This is a genomic window from Rhizobium sp. BK377, assembly GCF_014193935.1.
Classification (GTDB): domain Bacteria; phylum Pseudomonadota; class Alphaproteobacteria; order Rhizobiales; family Rhizobiaceae; genus Rhizobium.
In genome coordinates this window covers 161,044-177,685 of sequence record NZ_JACIAC010000007.1, presented here as the reverse complement: position 1 = coordinate 177,685, position 16,642 = coordinate 161,044, and the positions used below count along the sequence as shown (strand labels likewise).

15 protein-coding genes and 3 pseudogenes are annotated in these 16,642 nt (G+C 57.1%); 7 read left to right on the top strand and 11 right to left on the bottom strand.

The features are described 5' to 3' along the window. Window positions 1-89: 89 nt before the first annotated feature. Window positions 90-299, bottom strand: a complete 210-nt coding sequence (locus tag FHT92_RS24600) for a cold-shock protein (RefSeq protein ID WP_183830215.1) — start codon at window positions 297-299, stop codon at window positions 90-92. Window positions 300-829: 530 nt separating this feature from the next. Between FHT92_RS24600 and FHT92_RS24595 the strand changes: the two genes are divergently transcribed. The 3 genes and pseudogenes from FHT92_RS24595 to FHT92_RS29770 form a co-directional block, all read left to right on the top strand. Beyond that, entirely contained in the window at window positions 830-988 is a 159-nt protein-coding gene (locus tag FHT92_RS24595) for a hypothetical protein (protein ID WP_183830212.1), read from the top strand. Window positions 989-1,199: 211 nt separating this feature from the next. After that, a pseudogene (locus tag FHT92_RS24590) lies at window positions 1,200-1,451 on the top strand (DUF1206 domain-containing protein); the annotation flags it as partial. 656 nt (window positions 1,452-2,107) lie between these two features. Then, window positions 2,108-2,277: pseudogene (locus FHT92_RS29770) on the top strand (DUF1236 domain-containing protein); the annotation flags it as partial. Between the two features lie 45 nt (window positions 2,278-2,322). Here the strand turns inward: FHT92_RS29770 and FHT92_RS24580 are convergent. Beyond that, window positions 2,323-3,462 (bottom strand): glycosyltransferase family 2 protein, encoded by a 1,140-nt coding sequence (locus tag FHT92_RS24580; protein WP_183830206.1) that lies wholly within the window; start codon window positions 3,460-3,462, stop codon window positions 2,323-2,325. An 879-nt stretch (window positions 3,463-4,341) separates the two neighbouring features. Continuing rightward, window positions 4,342-4,464, bottom strand: a pseudogene (locus FHT92_RS24575) (DUF982 domain-containing protein); the annotation flags it as partial. Between the two features lie 176 nt (window positions 4,465-4,640). Between FHT92_RS24575 and FHT92_RS24570 the strand changes: the two are divergent. Then, entirely contained in the window at window positions 4,641-5,390 is a 750-nt protein-coding gene (locus FHT92_RS24570) for an SDR family oxidoreductase (protein WP_183830203.1), read from the top strand. 28 nt (window positions 5,391-5,418) lie between these two features. Beyond that, window positions 5,419-6,210: an SDR family NAD(P)-dependent oxidoreductase gene (locus tag FHT92_RS24565; RefSeq protein ID WP_183749218.1), complete on the top strand. Its 792-nt coding sequence runs from the start codon at window positions 5,419-5,421 to the stop codon at window positions 6,208-6,210. A 666-nt stretch (window positions 6,211-6,876) separates the two neighbouring features. Here the strand turns inward: FHT92_RS24565 and FHT92_RS24560 are convergent. Together FHT92_RS24560 and FHT92_RS24555 are read right to left on the bottom strand one after the other, a co-directional pair. Next, a complete protein-coding gene (locus FHT92_RS24560) occupies window positions 6,877-7,359 on the bottom strand; it encodes a DUF2243 domain-containing protein (RefSeq protein ID WP_183749217.1) in 483 nt (160 codons plus the stop codon). Then, entirely contained in the window at window positions 7,359-7,613 is a 255-nt protein-coding gene (locus FHT92_RS24555; RefSeq protein ID WP_183830200.1) for a DUF982 domain-containing protein, read from the bottom strand. The genes FHT92_RS24560 and FHT92_RS24555 overlap by 1 nt, the downstream gene beginning before the upstream one ends. Window positions 7,614-7,782: 169 nt before the next feature. Here FHT92_RS24555 and FHT92_RS24550 point away from each other — a divergent pair, with 169 nt between their 5' ends. Next, a complete protein-coding gene (locus tag FHT92_RS24550) occupies window positions 7,783-8,607 on the top strand; it encodes a manganese catalase family protein (RefSeq protein ID WP_183830197.1) in 825 nt (274 codons plus the stop codon). 266 nt (window positions 8,608-8,873) lie between these two features. Here the strand turns inward: FHT92_RS24550 and FHT92_RS24545 are convergent, their stop codons facing one another. The 6 genes from FHT92_RS24545 to FHT92_RS24520 all read right to left on the bottom strand — a co-directional run bounded on the left by FHT92_RS24545 (window position 8,874) and on the right by FHT92_RS24520 (window position 15,529). Then, window positions 8,874-9,719, bottom strand: a complete 846-nt coding sequence (locus FHT92_RS24545) for a carbohydrate ABC transporter permease (RefSeq protein ID WP_183830194.1) — start codon at window positions 9,717-9,719, stop codon at window positions 8,874-8,876. A 6-nt stretch (window positions 9,720-9,725) separates the two neighbouring features. Then, a complete protein-coding gene (locus FHT92_RS24540) occupies window positions 9,726-10,664 on the bottom strand; it encodes a carbohydrate ABC transporter permease (RefSeq protein ID WP_183830193.1) in 939 nt (312 codons plus the stop codon). Between the two features lie 97 nt (window positions 10,665-10,761). Next, window positions 10,762-12,015: an ABC transporter substrate-binding protein gene (locus FHT92_RS24535; protein ID WP_183830190.1), complete on the bottom strand. Its 1,254-nt coding sequence runs from the start codon at window positions 12,013-12,015 to the stop codon at window positions 10,762-10,764. Window positions 12,016-12,508: 493 nt separating this feature from the next. Next, a complete protein-coding gene (locus FHT92_RS24530) occupies window positions 12,509-13,654 on the bottom strand; it encodes an ABC transporter ATP-binding protein (RefSeq protein WP_183830187.1) in 1,146 nt (381 codons plus the stop codon). 132 nt (window positions 13,655-13,786) lie between these two features. Then, window positions 13,787-14,725 (bottom strand): PfkB family carbohydrate kinase, encoded by a 939-nt coding sequence (locus tag FHT92_RS24525; protein WP_183830184.1) that lies wholly within the window; start codon window positions 14,723-14,725, stop codon window positions 13,787-13,789. Window positions 14,726-14,728: 3 nt separating this feature from the next. Further along, window positions 14,729-15,529, bottom strand: coding sequence for a class I fructose-bisphosphate aldolase (locus FHT92_RS24520; protein WP_183830182.1), 801 nt, complete (start codon window positions 15,527-15,529; stop codon window positions 14,729-14,731). 227 nt (window positions 15,530-15,756) lie between these two features. Between FHT92_RS24520 and FHT92_RS24515 the strand changes: the two genes are divergently transcribed. Continuing rightward, window positions 15,757-16,518, top strand: coding sequence for a DeoR/GlpR family DNA-binding transcription regulator (locus tag FHT92_RS24515; RefSeq protein ID WP_183830512.1), 762 nt, complete (start codon window positions 15,757-15,759; stop codon window positions 16,516-16,518). Window positions 16,519-16,642 lie beyond the last annotated feature (124 nt).

Here is a 16,642-nt window from a genome sequence, read left to right as displayed (position 1 = left end):
GACGAAGGCCAGGCAAGTGCCTGGCCTCCAACTGATAGCGTGCTTCCGGCAGTGCCAGTACATCCGTGGTCAAGGGAAGCAGATATCGATTAAGCGGACTGAAGATTGCAGGCCGACATCTTGCCCGACTTCTTGTCGCGCTCAAGCTCGAAGCCGATCTTCTGGCCTTCGAGGAGTTCGCGCATGCCGGCGCGCTCGACAGCTGAGATATGAACGAAGGCGTCAGCACCGCCGTTGTCAGGCTGGATAAAGCCGAAGCCCTTAGTGGAATTGAACCATTTTACTGTGCCAGTGGTCATGATGAACCCTTTCAAGCATAGAGTGAGGGACCGCGAAGCAGATGCGACGCAGCGGAGAACCGACTATTTTTGAAAGAGAAGTTCGCTTAAAGCGCGGTGCCAATCGCGCGGTAGACAAAGCTCGGCAAGCAAAAGATCGATGACGTTTTTCTACACGACGCAGATAGTGGAGTCAACGCTTAGTGTTGAAAACTTCACCATCGCCTATGGGTTGTATCTGTGCAAACTTCACGTCGGGAATGTTCGCGATAATGCCCATTCTGCCGGCGCCATGGACCGCGTTGGCGTTAGGTCAACGACGCCATCGCAGGATCCTCCTGTCTCACTAAATGGACTGTAAACCGCCTGGCCGTGTCCTACGCCCGGCTCGCCCGAACGCTCAGCCACCAATCTTCCGGCCTTCCCATGCAGCGACGTATGTCGCCGACGATGGCGGCCCCTTACCATGACCCCTGCCATCCCTGGAACACTTTAACGGGATGGAAGTTCTCTCCTCGAGATCAAGCCGATCTCTTACGGAGGAATGCAACATGCCATCTACAAGTGGATCACAGACGAAGGGCGGCCCAAAGTCGGGCAGTGGCACTAAGAGCGCGTCGGAAAAGAGTTCTAGCTCCTCCGGCAAGCAGGGCGGCAGCCACGAGCAGCATGTGAAGGCTGGAGAGCAGAGCCACAAGAATACCAAGTAGACGCCCTGCGCGACACTGAGGCCCTCGTTGTTGACAGGTAAATGAACAGGCGCGGAGCCAATCCGCGCCTGGGCTGCACCAAACGATGACAGAATGCGTTGTTCAATCAGCGGGGTTAACGTACCACGACTTAGGTGATCGACGACGCAACGGCCCAGTTTTGCATCGAGGGCTGCCAGACCGCGCGGGGAAGAGCATGCGAGCTTCCCCAGCGCGCGGCGTTGTCTTCGCGATCGTGGAGGTCTTCTTTGCCTATGCGGGCTTTCGCGTCGACGCTCAACAATCAGGCAGCACGGGGGATGCCCTAGCCCGGGTCAGGCAGCTCCCCTTCGGCGCCGTTCTCTATCTCGCGGTCGCCATAGGACTTGGCGCGTTCGGGGTCTATAATCTCATCGAAGCCCGCTACCGCATAGTCCGCGGCCCGTCTTTTGAAGAGCTTAAGCATTCCATCCCGACGCCCTAATTCACGCTTCTCGTGTCTCGATAACTCCAGGGCCCCTGCCCGGCGCCGAAAAAGAGATCACTACGACTTCTGCCGGGAGGACCGCGTCCGATCGCGATGTTGCGCGGCAGGCCCCCGGCGAGCACGGCCTCGATCATCGATCTGGATCCGGGATCAACCAGCTCAGGATATAGATCCCAAAGGGCCGCACCCGTTTTCGTGGACCTTCGTGCCCACCGGAGAGCATTTGATCAGTTCCAGGCTATGGCCATAGAAAGAAACGAGCTCATTAGACTGACCGGACATGGGCGCGCCAGGTTGGATCATTCATCCCTACCTCGTTGTCTCATGTGGGAAAGCTAACATGCCGTCTGAAATATCCAATCAGGCCTCGCTGATTACCAGAAGCACATCTCGAGAGCGCGCCTTTCAAAGACGGCCACAGGGCAACCGCAGCGCTACGCGCATCGTGATCAGCTCACATGAACCAGCTGATGACCATTCCGCCCAGGCAAACAGCCATCGCAATTGTGGAAGTCCATCCTAACCAGCGCAGCCAGCCCTTGGACTGTGAAGTCGCCCATGACCTCCGCTGGGCGGTCATCATCATCATAACTCTCATGACCGGAACGGCCACGGCTCCGCTGATGACCGCTGTTCAATACAACGCCCTGATTGACTCGCCATCCGTACCTTTTAAGGTGACGTCGCAGTCGGTACGGCGCTTCCTGACACCGTCGAGGTCCACACAATCCCCGATCAACCTCATTACGGTTATGTGGTCGTCAACAAAAAGCATGTGCTCATCAATCCGAAGACCCGCACGGTGATTGAGCTCATCAAATGAGTTGAAAGCATCGCGGGCCTGCTTCCAACGCCCGCGATTTTTCTATCATTGAACGTTTGTCCGCATTAGGAAAGTTGACTTCAGCTTTGCATCCACCGCAGCTAGCCGCATCAGACGACGTCGTAACCGCAGGGTCTCCTTTGGGCATTCCAGACACGAAGGAGCAAGTTGATCGTCGAATTTCGACCTCATCATTCGCGGTTGATCTTCACGGTTTGCTGTGCTCGTCCCCGGACCAAGACAGCGTTGTATTCTGCGAAGACCCTTCTGGAGCACAAGTCGAACCACGAAACACGGGTCGCTTCGCAATATAGACCGAAGCATCACGAGTGACAGATAGGTTCTCCGAGCTTGCTGGAACTCCCAAAACGCATATTTTTGCGTGGCGTCGATTGCACTACCGATCGCGTATCGGGGGAGCTGCGGATTTGCGGCCAGCGAACGCCTGACGACCTCCAGCGCACTTTTGCCCATTCGTAGGTGATCGGAAGACATGCTGCCGGGATGCTTTCGATATCCCACCAGCCGTTCGGGAACGACTTCGATGAAGTAGCGTGAGGCTAGCTTGAGCTCGAAATCAAGGTCTTCGCATCCTCCAATACCGGCTGCGGCATACGAGCGATCGAATCCGCCAATCGAAAGCGCGGCATTCCGCCGGACGAGAAGCGCGCTTCCGTTTCCTATATATTTAACATTCAGATGCCGCGCATAGATATATCCTCTCGCGACGTTGGAACTGCTAGGGCAAATGATCTCGTCGTCCTCGTTAATGATATAATGCAGCGTGTAAACCGCAGCCCAGTGGAAGGACAACCGGGTGAGAGCGTTCACCTGTTTTTCGATTTTCGTCGGGTGCCACAGGTCGTCCGCATCAAGGAATGCCACAAATCGACCTGATGACGCCTCGATCCCGGTATTCCTTGCGGCGGCGACACCGCTGTTCGGCGTGGACAGGAGGCGAATCCGAGAGTCTGACATCGCTATATTCTTGACGAGTTTTGGCGTGTCGTCCGTGGAGCCGTCGTTGACAACGATAATCTCCAAGGCGGCGTAGGTCTGGCGCATAGCCGACCGAAGCGTGCGCCCGATGTAGGCGGAAGCATTGAAGGCCGGGATGACTACTGAGACCAGAGGCTGGCTAGAACAAAATGTGTCTCCTCGATTCTCGCCTGTATACGAAAGCATTGCAGATCTCTCGCCACGTCAACCAAAAGGTTACTCTCGTAGGGATGAAGGGACTGCATTTCGATTTCTGCGGTTTTCATAAATTCAATTCAGAGCAAGAAACGCGCCGCCGACATCGTTCCGACATCGCCTTCAACACGCCTACACTCTAACTTTGTTCTGCGGACGCAAACGGACTTTGGTCCGACGTAGATCCTCTACTTTCGTGGAAGAGGGCGGACATGTCAGTCCGGACTTTGGTGAAGAACATGAAGCGGCCGGGCCTGGCATCGAGATCTGGTCCTCGGACATCTTTCATGCGAACCGCAGCAGGGGCGCGGGCGCGCGCGATCTCAACCACGCATCCTAATTCTCAAACCTTAGTCGGGGATGCGTGAGACTCAGGCCCTAGACGTGGAACCGCTTGTGGTTGGGGAGTGTTTCGATTGGCGGCGCGAAAGAGCGCCGCACCGATTTTTCAGCCGCCTGGAGACGAAATATGCGTCTGCTCATTGTCGAAGACGAACCGGAAATCGCTCTGATGATTGAGGACGTCGCGGTCGGCGCCGGATTCGAAATCACCGGCATCGCGGGAACAAGTCAGAAGCTCTGGAACTCGGCTCCGAAGCAGACATCGCCATCATCGACGTCAGGCTTGGGGATGGCATCACCGTGGCACCCAGTCTTATCGAGAACCCCGAGGGCCGAGCTGTCGTCACCATACCGGAGAGTCCCGAGAGGATAGTGGACGCGTTGTCCATGGCAGCCAGGAACGCTCGCCCAGGAACCCATCGGGTCGCGAGCGGACCAACCTTCCAGTGAAAGCTTGAGGCGCCGAACCGAATTCAAAAGGGCTCTGCGTCACCAGAACTGGTGCCGGCGCCCCCGCAGAGCATTCCGTCAGTGGACGACGGCAATAACGGGAGTTCCGACTTCCTCCGCAGCACGAAGGAGTGAGGAACGTATTTCCTGTGCTGGGACATTTCCTTGAATGGCATCGAGACATGTCCTTACTGCCGCGATGCCATGCGGCTACAAGAGCCTCTTTTGGAGCGTTTGCCCGAAAGGCTTAAGGTGTTCGGCAATGCCGAACAACAGAATTGGTTTCGGCCCACTAATTCGAACGGCTCTCCAGTTGTAAATCATTGTCATCGACCCCGGCATCGAGGCCGTCTCAACAACGCAAAAGGAAATCAACCGTGCGCAGACTTGCTAACAAGACCGCCCTCATAACCGGGGGCACCAGCGGCATCGGCCTTGAAACGGCTCGCCAATTCGTCGCCGAAGGCGCGCGCGTCGCCGTGACGGGCAGCAGCGCTGCCAGTGTCGAAAAGGCGCGCAAGGAGCTTAGCGAAGACGTCATCGTCATTCTGTCCGACGCCGGCAACGTCCCCGGTCAGAAGGAGGTGGTCGACCAGGTCACGAAAGCCTTCGGCCACCTCGACATCCTGTTCGTCAACGCGGGCGTCGCTCAGTTCGGTCCCGTCGAGAACTGGTCGGAAGCGGACTTCGACAAATCGTTTTCGACGAACGTGAAGGGCCCCTATTTCCTCATCCAGGCTCTCCTGCCGATCTTCTCGAAGGGCGCCTCGATCGTGTTAAACACGTCGATCAACGCGCACATCGGCATGCCGAACTCGAGCGTCTATTCGCTGACGAAGGGTGCCCTCCTGACGCTGGCAAAGACGCTCTCGGGCGAGCTGGTCGGTCGCGGCATCCGCGTCAACGCCGTTAGCCCTGGCCCGATCGCGACGCCGCTTTACGGAAAGCTCGGTATGTCGGAAGCCGACATGAAGGCGATGACCGAAGGTGTGCAGAACCAGATCCCGGTCGGTCGGTTCGGTGACGTGTCGGAAGTGGCGAAGACCGTGGTGTTCTTCGCATCGGACGAGGCGTCCTATATCGTCGGCAGCGAGCTCGTCATCGACGGCGGCATGAGCAATCTTTAATCGACGTCCAACCTTACAGGAGCAGAATATGCAGATCGATCTCAAAGGAAAGACAGCCCTGGTGACAGGGTCCACGGAGGGCATAGGCTACGCGATCGCTCGGCAGCTCGCGAGAGCGGGCGCGGACGTTGCCGTGAACGGCAGATCCGAAGACAAGACCGCGAAGGCCGCCGAACGGTTGAGAAACGAGGGTGCCAAGGCCAGCGTCACGGCGGTCGCGGCCGATCTCGCCACCGCCGAAGGATGTAGCGCGCTTGTATCGAAGCTGCCGCATGTCGACATCCTTATCAACAATGCCGGGATCTTCCAGCCAAGCGACTTCTTCGATACCAGCGACGAAGTATGGGACCGGCACTGGCAGGTAAACGTCATGTCGGCAGTTCGACTATCCCGCGCGTATCTGCCAGGCATGCAGGAGGCAAACTGGGGCCGCGTCATCTTCATCGCGTCGGAATCCGGCTTCAACATTCCCGTCGAGATGATCCACTATGGCGTCAGCAAGACGGCCGACATCGCTGTCGCCCGCGGGCTTGCGAAGCGCATGGCGGGTACCGGAGTGACCGTCAACTCGGTTCTTCCGGGTCCAACATTGTCTGAAGGCGTCGAAGCTATGCTCGCCGACGAGCGTGAAAAGACCGGCAAGCCGATCGAGGAGGTAGCCGCGGAATTCGTCAGGAAACATAGGAGCAGCTCCATCATTAAACGCGCGGCTAGCGTCGAGGAAATCGCCAACATCGTAACCTATCTGGCTTCCCCGCTTGCATCAGCCACGACCGGTGCTTCCATGCGTGTTGATGGCGGCCTGATCGATACGCTTTGAGAGGAGCAAGTCCCTGAACGCGATGTCCGCGGACGAGTAGCCGGAACTGAAACCCTTTCGACTGGGTTCTCATCAAGGGAACCGCGCCTGCCTACTCGCGGGCGTGGCTGCTTGAATAGCTCAGCGCGCGTTTACTCGACCTGCTGTTCATGCAAAAAACGTACGCAGATCGTTGCTTAAAAGCTTTAGATCTATGCAAAGCCGTAAGTGCGTCACATCCCAGATGGGCACCTCACCTGCGATGATGGATTTGATCAGTAAAGTCCAAAATTCAAATTTATATTGAAGTGTCGCAGCGGCTGGGAAAGGGTGCGATTGCGGCGGTCAACGACCGTGACGTTGGTTCCGGCGCGTTACCGGTTCGATCGCACAAGCCTGGCAGCCGAAACCGCCGCAAATGATGACGATATGGCGAGAGACGCGGCGTTCGGCCTCACGGCCAAGTCGATCGTTATTCGAAGTCATCATCCGCTCCGTCAATGGCTTCAAGGATGTTGCCTGTAACCGATGCATCATGTCGGAAGGCCGAAGCAGCGCAGCAAAAGCAAGTCTTCAAGCGCAAGGTTTGGGCCGAATAGAAGAACCGACCACACCGGTCGCGTCGCCAAGACAAGGCCGAGACCGAAAGCATCCCAGATTAACGCAGTGCGGACTTCACGTAGCATCTCAGCCATGGCGTCGTCTCATGAACAGTACGCCGATGGCGACCATCGCCACACCCCAGACAAGGAACCCGAAGTCCCAGAAGAACCACTCCCCGCGAGGAACGGTTTCGTTGACGTGGTGCAGGCCGAGCACCTGGTGGTCGATAATGCCTTCGCCAAGGTTGAACGCTCCGAAACCGATGAGCATCGTCGCGAAGAGTTCGCTCGCCGACCAGCGGAAATGGCTGAGGCGGCCAGACCGCCACAGGATGAAGAGGCCAGCAAGCACAAGGACATACGTCCCGGAATGGAAGACCCCGTCCCAGAAGGTGTTTAATTCAAGTTCCTCGATCGTGGTGATCGGATACCAGGAACTGAGCATGTGGTGCCATTGAAGAAGCTGGTGAAGAACGATACCGTCGAAGAAACCTCCGATCCCGAGACCCAGAAGCAGCCCCGCGGACAGCGGGAAGCTTCGTGTGGGCCGCCGCTCTATTCCTATCATCAGAGCACCCTAGCCGAGACCGCCGCCTCACCAAACGCGAGGCGGGCAAGGTCCGGGCTACCTTGCGCGATCGCGTCGGCGCAGCGATGCTTGGCGACCGCGTATTCCGATTGACTGCTAGCCGGCCAGAGGTGCAGGAGCGCCGCCAATGCCGCGTCCGGCGCGTCAATGCGTTCTCGCATGCCGTTGCCAATCCGGACGAAGACGGGCGATTGCCAGGTCACGGGGAAATCGACGTCGATGACCTTGTCCATGAAAGACCTTCATTTGTTTCGCCACGACAAACCTTCACATGGGGTGCAAGTTCCCAAGGCTCCGAGTTGTGTACGGAACCGAACGGGCCGCACCGTCATCTCGGCGGCCCGGGAACTTTGTCTTCTCCTTCAGGTTAGCAGGCCTCCACCCCAAACCCAGGAGAGACGAATGTTCTACACCGACAACAAGCTGCAATTTCCGGTTCGCGTGGAAACGCCCGACCCGCAGTTCGCACGAGCCCTGCAGCAGGCCATTGGTGGCGTCGAAGGCGAAATCCGCGTTGCTATGCAGTACTTCTTTCAAGCCTGCGGCGCCCGGGGCGACCCGAAATTCCGCGATTTGCTGATGAACACGGCGACTGAGGAGCTCGGCCACATCGAAATGCTGGCAACAGCCGTGGCACTCAACCTCGAGGGCGCCCCGGTCTCGATCAAGGACGAGGTTGCCGCCGACCCGGTCGCAAGCGCCGTCCTTGGCGGCCTAAATATGAAGAACCTTTTGTCAGCCGGTCTGTCGGCGATGCCCGTCGACTCCGACGGCGTCCCGTTCGATATGTCCCACATTTATGCGAGCGGCAATATCGCAGCAGACATGACAGCGAACGTCGCGGCCGAGTCGACCGGCCGTGTCCTTGCGACCCGCCTATACAATCTGACGAGCGACCCGGGTATGAAGGAAATGTTGTCGTTCTTGATCGCTCGCGACACCATGCACCAAAACCAGTGGTTGGCGGCACTGGAAGAGCTCGGCGGATCGACCGGCGTCTTCCCGATCCCGAATAGTTTCCCTCAAGAACAGGAAAACCAGGAGTTCAGCTACGCTTATTTGGGTTTCCAAAAAGACGGGTCACCGTCTGCGGCAGGCCGCTGGTCAGAAGGTCCATCTGTCGACGGTAAAGGCGAGTTTGTCACGGTATCGATGAAGCCGCTCGGTTCGCAACCGGTCCTCGGCCCGGCACTGCCCAACAGCGGCGCTCAAGCCGAACAAATGTGACAGCCGCGGCGGGCCGAAGCCCGCCGCCGTCTATCTTCATCAATCGAATAGCATGCGCTGCCGATCCAGCTAAACAGCGGGCCTACTCAGCCACGGGCCCGAGATCAACTTAGATAGCGTCTGGGTGACAGCAAATCCCTCGACCGCTGTCGTTACTTGTTCTCCGATGCGAGTTCGCCCGGTTCGCCGCCCTGTGAAGGGATGGCACTCGACTTTTTCTTGCCTCGTCCGCCAGGAATTCCAGTCGCGCTAAGCGCGACCGCTGCTCAGCTCTTCACCGATCCGGCCGCCATGCCGGCCAGGAAGTAGCGTTGAGCAATTAAATACAGAACCAAGAGCGGGAGCGATCCCAGCACGCTCATCGCCATCATTTCGTTCCATTCGAACGCATGCTGACCCATAAGAAGCTCGATACCGATCGGGACCGTCCGCATGTCCATCGACTTCGTCAAAGTCAGGGCGAAGAGGAATTCGTTCCATGCCAGCAGAAAGGTATAGACCGCCGTCGCGACAATTCCAGGTACAGACAGCGGGATGATCACACGCCATAGCGCCGTCCAGCTCGACCCGCCGTCGACAAGCACCGCCTCGTCGAGTTCCTTTGGGAAGGTATTGAGATAGCCGGTCATGAGAAGGATCGCATAAGGCAGGGTAAAGACCATGTAGGTCAAAATCAGCGCGAAATAGGTGTTGAAAATACCAAAGGCGACGACCATGCCAAAATAGGGGATCAAAAGCGTGATCGGCGGCACGGTCTGCGTGCTGATGATGAAGACGTTCAGCGTTTTCTTGAGCCGGAATGTGTACCGGCTGAAAGCATAGGCCGTCACGATGGCGATCAGCACCGTGAGAACCGTTACCACTCCCGCAACGAGATAGCTGTTGATGAAGAAACGAACCTTCGTCGGGTCGTTGAAGATCGCAAGATAGGCGACGCTGGTGAAATGGTCCGGCAGCAGCCGCGGCGGCAGGGCAAAGATCTCGGTATTCGATTTCAAGGACGTGAAAAACATCCACAGGATCGGAAAGCCCGCGAAGACCAACCCGACCGCCAGCCCGAGATATGTCAGGAGGGTCGGTACGATGGTGCGACTGAGAGAGCGTTTTGCCATTGCCGGTCACCTAGCCTTCTGATGTTTGATGTAGAAATACGTGGCGCCCATCGAGATGAGCAGAATGAAGATTGCGCTCGCCGAGGCGCGCGAAAATTCATAACTCGAAAAAGCGAGTTTGTAGGTGTAGGTGCTGAGCACCTCGGTCGCGTAGATCGGACCGCCTCCCGTCGTCATCCACACGAGGGGAAAGACCTGCATCGTCCAGATGAAATCAAGCAAGGCGATGCTGATGATGATCGGCATCAATTGCGGGATCGTGATGTAGCGGAATTTTTGGAACTCGTTTGCCCCGTCAATGCCGGCGGCCTCGTAGAGATCCTTGGCAATGCCCTGAAGGCCGGCGAGAAGGCTGACCATGTAGAGCGGGTATCCCGCCCAAATATTCGCAAAGGTCAGCGCGTGCAGCGCGGTTGTCGTGGAAGAAAACCACTCGACCTTGAAGTCGATGATATGGAGCGTCATCAGAATGCTGTTGACGACGCCGTTGGGGTCCAGCAGCAGCCGCCAGATGATCGCTATGATCACCGCCGTGAAGAGCCAGGGCAAAATGTAGAGAACCCGCAGAATGCTTCTGATCAACGGATCGACACGCTGGCTGTTGAGCAGAAGGGCGAAGGCCAGACCGATCAGAAGATGGAAGATGACGCTCATTATCGTGAAGTAGAGTGTCTGTCCGACCGACTGCCAGAAAACAGGATCTTTGAAGATCGTCACATAATTCTGCAAACCGACGAAGGACGCGTCCTTTTTTGTGATCGCACCGTCCATCAGCGAATAGCGCAGGACGGTGAGCATGGGAAACAGCATCAGCAGGCAGAAAAGAAACGTCGCCGGTGCGACGTATAGATAGGGTAAAAGCCTCTTTCGCGTCTTGTAGGAAAGAATGCCGGGCCTTCGTACTTTAACACGCGTGCGGATCGATGTTTCTGTGGCGAGGCTCATGAGAGGTAATTTCTCCCTGGTCGTAACGCATTGCTTGGTCGCGGTGTAGCGGCAGCGTGATTGAAGTCTATCACGCTGTCGCTACCGTCTTGGGAGACTACTTGGCGAATTCGGCCAACCATTGCTTCTGCGTATTGGCGGCTGCCTCCTTTGCGCCTTGCTGACCGTCGAACATCTTTTGAACTTCGACGTTCATCTGGCGCATCAGATCTTCGGCCACAGGCAGTCCGACGAATTCGTTGGCGAGCTTTCCGCTCTGGAAGATTTTGAAGGCTTCTTCAAACAGCGGATCTGACTTGGAGAAATCGGGCTTGGCGTGGATATTGCCCGGGAAGGCATTAGCGATCGACACGAGACGGCTGTTCACTTCCGGGCTCATCAGATATTCGACGAGCTTCCAGGCTTCCGCTTTGTGCTCGCTTTTGTCGCTGATGCCGATACCCCAGGAAGCATAGGGCAGCCCGCGCTTGCCAGTATAGCCGTCAACGGCTGGAAGGGCGGAGATGCCGAACTTGAGATCGGGGTTCCGCTGGCGAATGAGATTGATGTGCGCCAACGAGTCGATCATCATGCCGACACGTCCGTTGACGAACTCTTCGACCTTGTCCTGTTCCTTCTTCGCAAAAATACCAGGCGAGATGACGCCGGCGTCCTGCAGCGACTTGATGTATTCAAGCGTGCCGACCACGGAGGCATTTTCCAGATCGGGCTTGCCATCCTTCAGCATGGATGCTCCCGATGCCCAGACCCAGGACATCACGTCATTTTGGATGCCGCCGGGATTTTGCAACGAAAGCGGCAGCACCCAACCATATTGGTTCTTGTCTGCGTTGGTCATCTTCTTTGCGGCAGCGGCAAATTCGCTGCGGTTTGTCGGCATCTTCTCGACGCCGGCGGCCTTTGCCAGATCGAGGTTGACGAAGACCGGGTAGACGAACGAGGCAAGCGGGAACATGACGCTTTGCCCGTTGACCTTGATAATATCGGCGATCTGGCTCTGATCATATTTGGCATCAGCCATCAGGCTGTCCATCGAGGCAATTGCGCCCTGCTTTGCTAAGCCGTTAACCCATGCGCCGTCCAGGCCGACGACATCGCTGAGTGTCCCGGACGCGGCTCCGACAACGATCTGATCATGGGTGGCGGAATAGGGACCGCTGACGAGCGTCACCTTGATGTCGGGGTTTTTAGCTTCAAAGTCGTCCATGATGCTGCGCAGAGCGCCGGCGGGCATTTCTGGTTCCCACCATTGAATGAATTCGAGATTGGTCTGAGCAAAGGCGCAAGTGGCGCATAGTGCCCAGGCGGCCACCGCCGACTGAGCCGCCATGATATATCTTCTGACGTTCATGTTTCCCTCCCTAGGAATGATATTATTGCTCGATCCTCCCGATCGAGCTCAAAGTAGGTTCCTTGAGCCCTCTGGCTGTCAATGAAGAACTGCAATCGGAAAAAGCAAGAAGGCTCCAGGGGTGCTAAAAATGTCTTTAACCTATTGATTTTCGGACATTTTAGGTTTCAACCTCGATCCGTTTTTTTCTTTCCGAGATATTGCTCGTGTTGCATTTTTTCTTTACTTTCGTAAACAAATGAAAGGCGGGGCGTTCAAAGGAAAACAAATGAAAGGCTTTGAGCGGTATGGGAAAAGCAGGGGTTCGGTCGAATTGAGCGCCATAGCGATATCACTTTAAAGTAGCAATTCGGTGCAGCGACAACAAAAGAGAGCCTGGCGTCTGTGCCGGCGGCAAAGAGCGGCGATGATGGTGGCGAGCACTTTTAAACAATCGAGTAAGCAGGCGCTCCTGCGACCGCCTGCCGACCAGCTCCGCCCACCGCGGATCCTGTTAGATTGCCAGATGCGTCTGGGGATCGAAGAAATGCAGTTTGGCCACATCGATCGCCAAGTTGATCATTTCTCCCGGCTGGACTGTGCTGACGGCTTCGAACTTCGCGACGGCGTTTGCCGCACCGCTCAAGTCCTCGACGGCATCGGGATCACCGGAGTCGATCCGCACTGCTTCGATCTTCAGATGAACGATCAGCTCGGAGCCCAGTTCCTCGATCGATTTCACAAGGGCCGGGATCGTCGCGTAGCGTGATCCCGATTCCAGACCGCTGTCGTAGAGGTCTTCCGGGCGAATTCCGAAGATGATTGTCTTGCCTTCGAACGACCTCAGACCGGGAGATTGCTCGAATGCGGTCGTCGAGACCGGTATGGAAAAGGTTGGCAGCTCGATCCTGCCGTTCTGCAAGCGGCCTTCGAACAGATTCATTGACGGCGAGCCGATAAAACCCGCAACGAAGGCATTGACCGGCCGGCTATACAATGTCTTTGGCGTGTCGACCTGCTGAAGGACGCCGCCCTTCAAGACGGCAACCCTATCGCCCATGGTCATGGCCTCGGTCTGATCGTGCGTCACATAAATCGTCGTCACGCCAAGCTGTCTTTGCAGGCTGACGATTTCGGCACGCATCTGTACGCGCAACTTGGCATCGAGATTTGACAGGGGCTCGTCCATGAGAAAAGCTGCCGGTTCCCGTACCATTGCGCGTCCCATGGCGACCCGCTGGCGTTGACCGCCGGAGAGCGCGGCCGGTTTGCTGTCGAGCAGCGTATGCAACTGAAGTGTCTTTGCGATTTCATTGACCCGCTTCGTGCGCTCTTCCTTGTTCTTGCCCGCAAGCTTCATCGAGAAGGCAATATTGTCGAACACCGTCATATGCGGATAGAGCGCATAATTCTGAAAGACCATTGCTATGTCCCGGTCCTTCGGCGCGAGATCCTCGACATTCTCTCCACCGATGCTCAGGGTCCCGCTGCTGATCTCCTCCAGCCCGGCGATCATGCGCAATGCCGTCGACTTCCCGCATCCCGAAGGGCCGACGAGGATCAGGAACTCGCCATCATTTATCGTCAGGCTAAGATCCTTGATCGCGTGGAATTTGGTTCCAAAGGTCTTGCAAATTTTATCGAGTACAACAACAGCCACGGCACTTCCTCCTTAGTATCGTCGCCATCCAATCCTGAAGACAGCCCCTCCCTGGCGCTGTTTCGGATTGAACCGAAACCGTCATCTGCGCGTCACAAATCCGATCGTCCAGGACACCAGTGTGACGGATTCTCAGCCTGGCGGCACAACCGGCCTGGGAACGGGTGCATTTTCCCTCGCCAGCCACGCGAGACAGGCGCTTTGATCCGGCAGCGCAATGCGGCCACCGGGGCCAGTCACCGAGATCGCCGCTGCGGCAGTTGCATAAACGGCGCAGTCGACAGGCTGCTTTCCCTGTGTCAGCGCAAAAGCATAAGCGCCGTGAAAGCAATCTCCGGCGCCCGTCGTGTCGACTGCTTTAACCTTGTAGGCCGGAACATGCCAATAAACGGCGTCTCCCGCCTGCCTGACATAGGATCCTCGTTCACCGTCGGTCAGAACGACTGCGGTACGATCATCGGACCAAAGCTCGTGCAGGATCAACGCCGGATCGGTTTCGCAGGAATAAGTCTGAGCAAATTTCAGGGGCAATACCAGATGGTTGGACAGGCTCATCAATCGTTCCGTCGCAGGCCCGACCGTCCATTCAATGTCTGCCACCACCGCAAGGCCGAGCATACGGGCGCGCGCAACGATCGTATCGGCGTGGGTGGCATAGCCGTCGATCAACAGCACCTGAGCTTGTGCAAGAATTTTGTCGGTCAGGGCCTCGGAGGTTCCGTGCGGTACATCGTCGTCATAGGCGATAAACCTGTCACCTTCGGGTCCGACCGTGATCACCGACCGTATTGGCCGGGCGTCGGCGCGGCGCGGCGCAAAAGATATATCGACCCCATGCCGTTCGAGCTCGCGGGCGCTGATATCGGTGAGAGGCTGATCGCTCAGCCAGCCGATGAAACCGGCCCGCCCTCCAAGCTTTGCGACCGCAACAAGGGCCGTCGCGACATTGCCGCCGTGGTCCTGGGTGCGACTTGTCACCTTCCCCTTGCCGGCACTCAGCGGTCGATCGACATAGATGATATCGTCGATCGCCAGAGCGCCGAAGCCCAGAACCTGAAGGTTGTGTACCACCTGTCAACCGCCCGCGGCAGCGAGCGCCTCTTGCGGTGCCATACCGCCGTGAATGACGAACTTGAAGGCGCGAGCCGCCATCGTCGTGTCGCCGTGCCCCCAGAGGTTTCGACCCACCACGGCACCCTTTGCCCCCGCACGCAATGCGTCGAAGGTCTGCGTTAGTGCACCGAGCAGATTTTCCGTCTTAGGACCGCCAGCGATAACGATGGGAACCGGGCACGTGGCGACGGTTTCCTGGAAAGAGTCGAAATCCCCGGTGTACCCGACCTTGATCACGTCAACGCCGGTCTCGAACCCGATCCGCACAGCATAGGCAATTTCGTCCGGAGTGAAGACGATCTTGCCGCCGTTTGAATAATCACGGGGATAAACATGCGCAACGACCGGCATTTCAAAGCGAGCGGCGGCGTTGACCGTGTCGGTGAGCCAGCGAATATATTCGCCTTCCGTATTGCCGCGCACCGGAATGGCAACGGCCAGAGCATCGGCACCGTAGCGTACCGCATCCTCGGGGGTCGCGATTAACTGACGGATTCGGTCGTCCGGCGTAAAGCAGCCGGCTTGAATGACCAAGGCGGCCTTGCCGGCATAGGCGGGCCACAAGTGGCGCGCAGCACCAGGCTGAATGCTGATATAGTCCGGCTCTCCGGCCATCACCCGCTTTAGAGCGCCCGGCAGATCCGCCAGGCCGCCCTCTCGCACGTTGCCATAGCCAACGAAGTGGTCGACTGCGCCACCGAACAAATGCCCTGACGGATGTGAAAACAGCCGTGACAGGCGAATCTTGGTTCCAAGGCCCATTTCGATGCTGTCCCTCCACAAGTTTGATTGCTCGCTGAGAGCCTAACTCGAAAATAAACGAATATTCAATATTTCGATTCCTTTCGTTTTGATCTAAAATGACTTCACCGTGGACTGGACATCTACTCACACCGCCCTTCATCGCGTCTTTAGAGCACAAAGGGTTTCCGTGGATTTTCGATTTTCGAAAGCTAGGTACCGTCATCGAAAGGAATTCGGGGTCACACATGCTTGCGGAACAACGGCGACATCAGATCATGCTGGAACTTCAGCGGACCGGCCAAGCGCGCACCACGCAGCTGGCGGAAAACTTCGGCGTCTCGGAGGTGACCATCAGATCCGACCTGGAAATTCTGGATGCCAAGAAGCTGCTTATCAAAACGCATGGTGGCGCGATCGCATTACCTGCCAGCTCGCCCGCGGCCGCCTTCGAAGAACGGATGAACCGCAATTTCGATGCCAAGCGGCGCATCGCGCAGATGGCCGCACGCCAGATCATCGACAATCAGTCCATTGTGTTCGACAGCGGCTCGACACTGCTGCAGGTCGCCATGCAAATGCCCCCGGTCAATAACGTCGTGGTGGCCACAACCGCCATGAATATCGCGCAGCATCTGATGTATCGGCCGGGGCTGGACGTGCATATGATAGGCGGCCGGGTCTTTCCCAGCACCGTCAGCACGATCGTCTCGGATTCCGATAAGGCGGTCGGCGGTCTTGTCGCCCACCAGGCGTTCCTCAGCGCTCATGCCATCGATCACGCATTCGATGTCGTCGATGTCTCGGAAGACATTGCGCGCACAAAACGCAATCTGGTCCGCATGGCGAGGCGCGTCATTCTCGTGGCGGATTCCAGCAAGTGGGATATTGGCGCTTCGTCCAAGGCATTTTCGCTTTCCCGGGTCGATCTGATCATTACCGACACCGCCATGCCGCACGGGATTCGCACTCGACTGGACAAGCTGGGGGTCGAAGTGCGCTATGTGTAGAGGCGGCCACTGCCAATTGTTCTTCATGTAACAAAAAATTTTGCGCATGCGATATTCTCAGGCTACAAACGCAATTCGAAAGCCCTCACACTGACCGCCTTTGCGATATCTGACGCAGACGAGC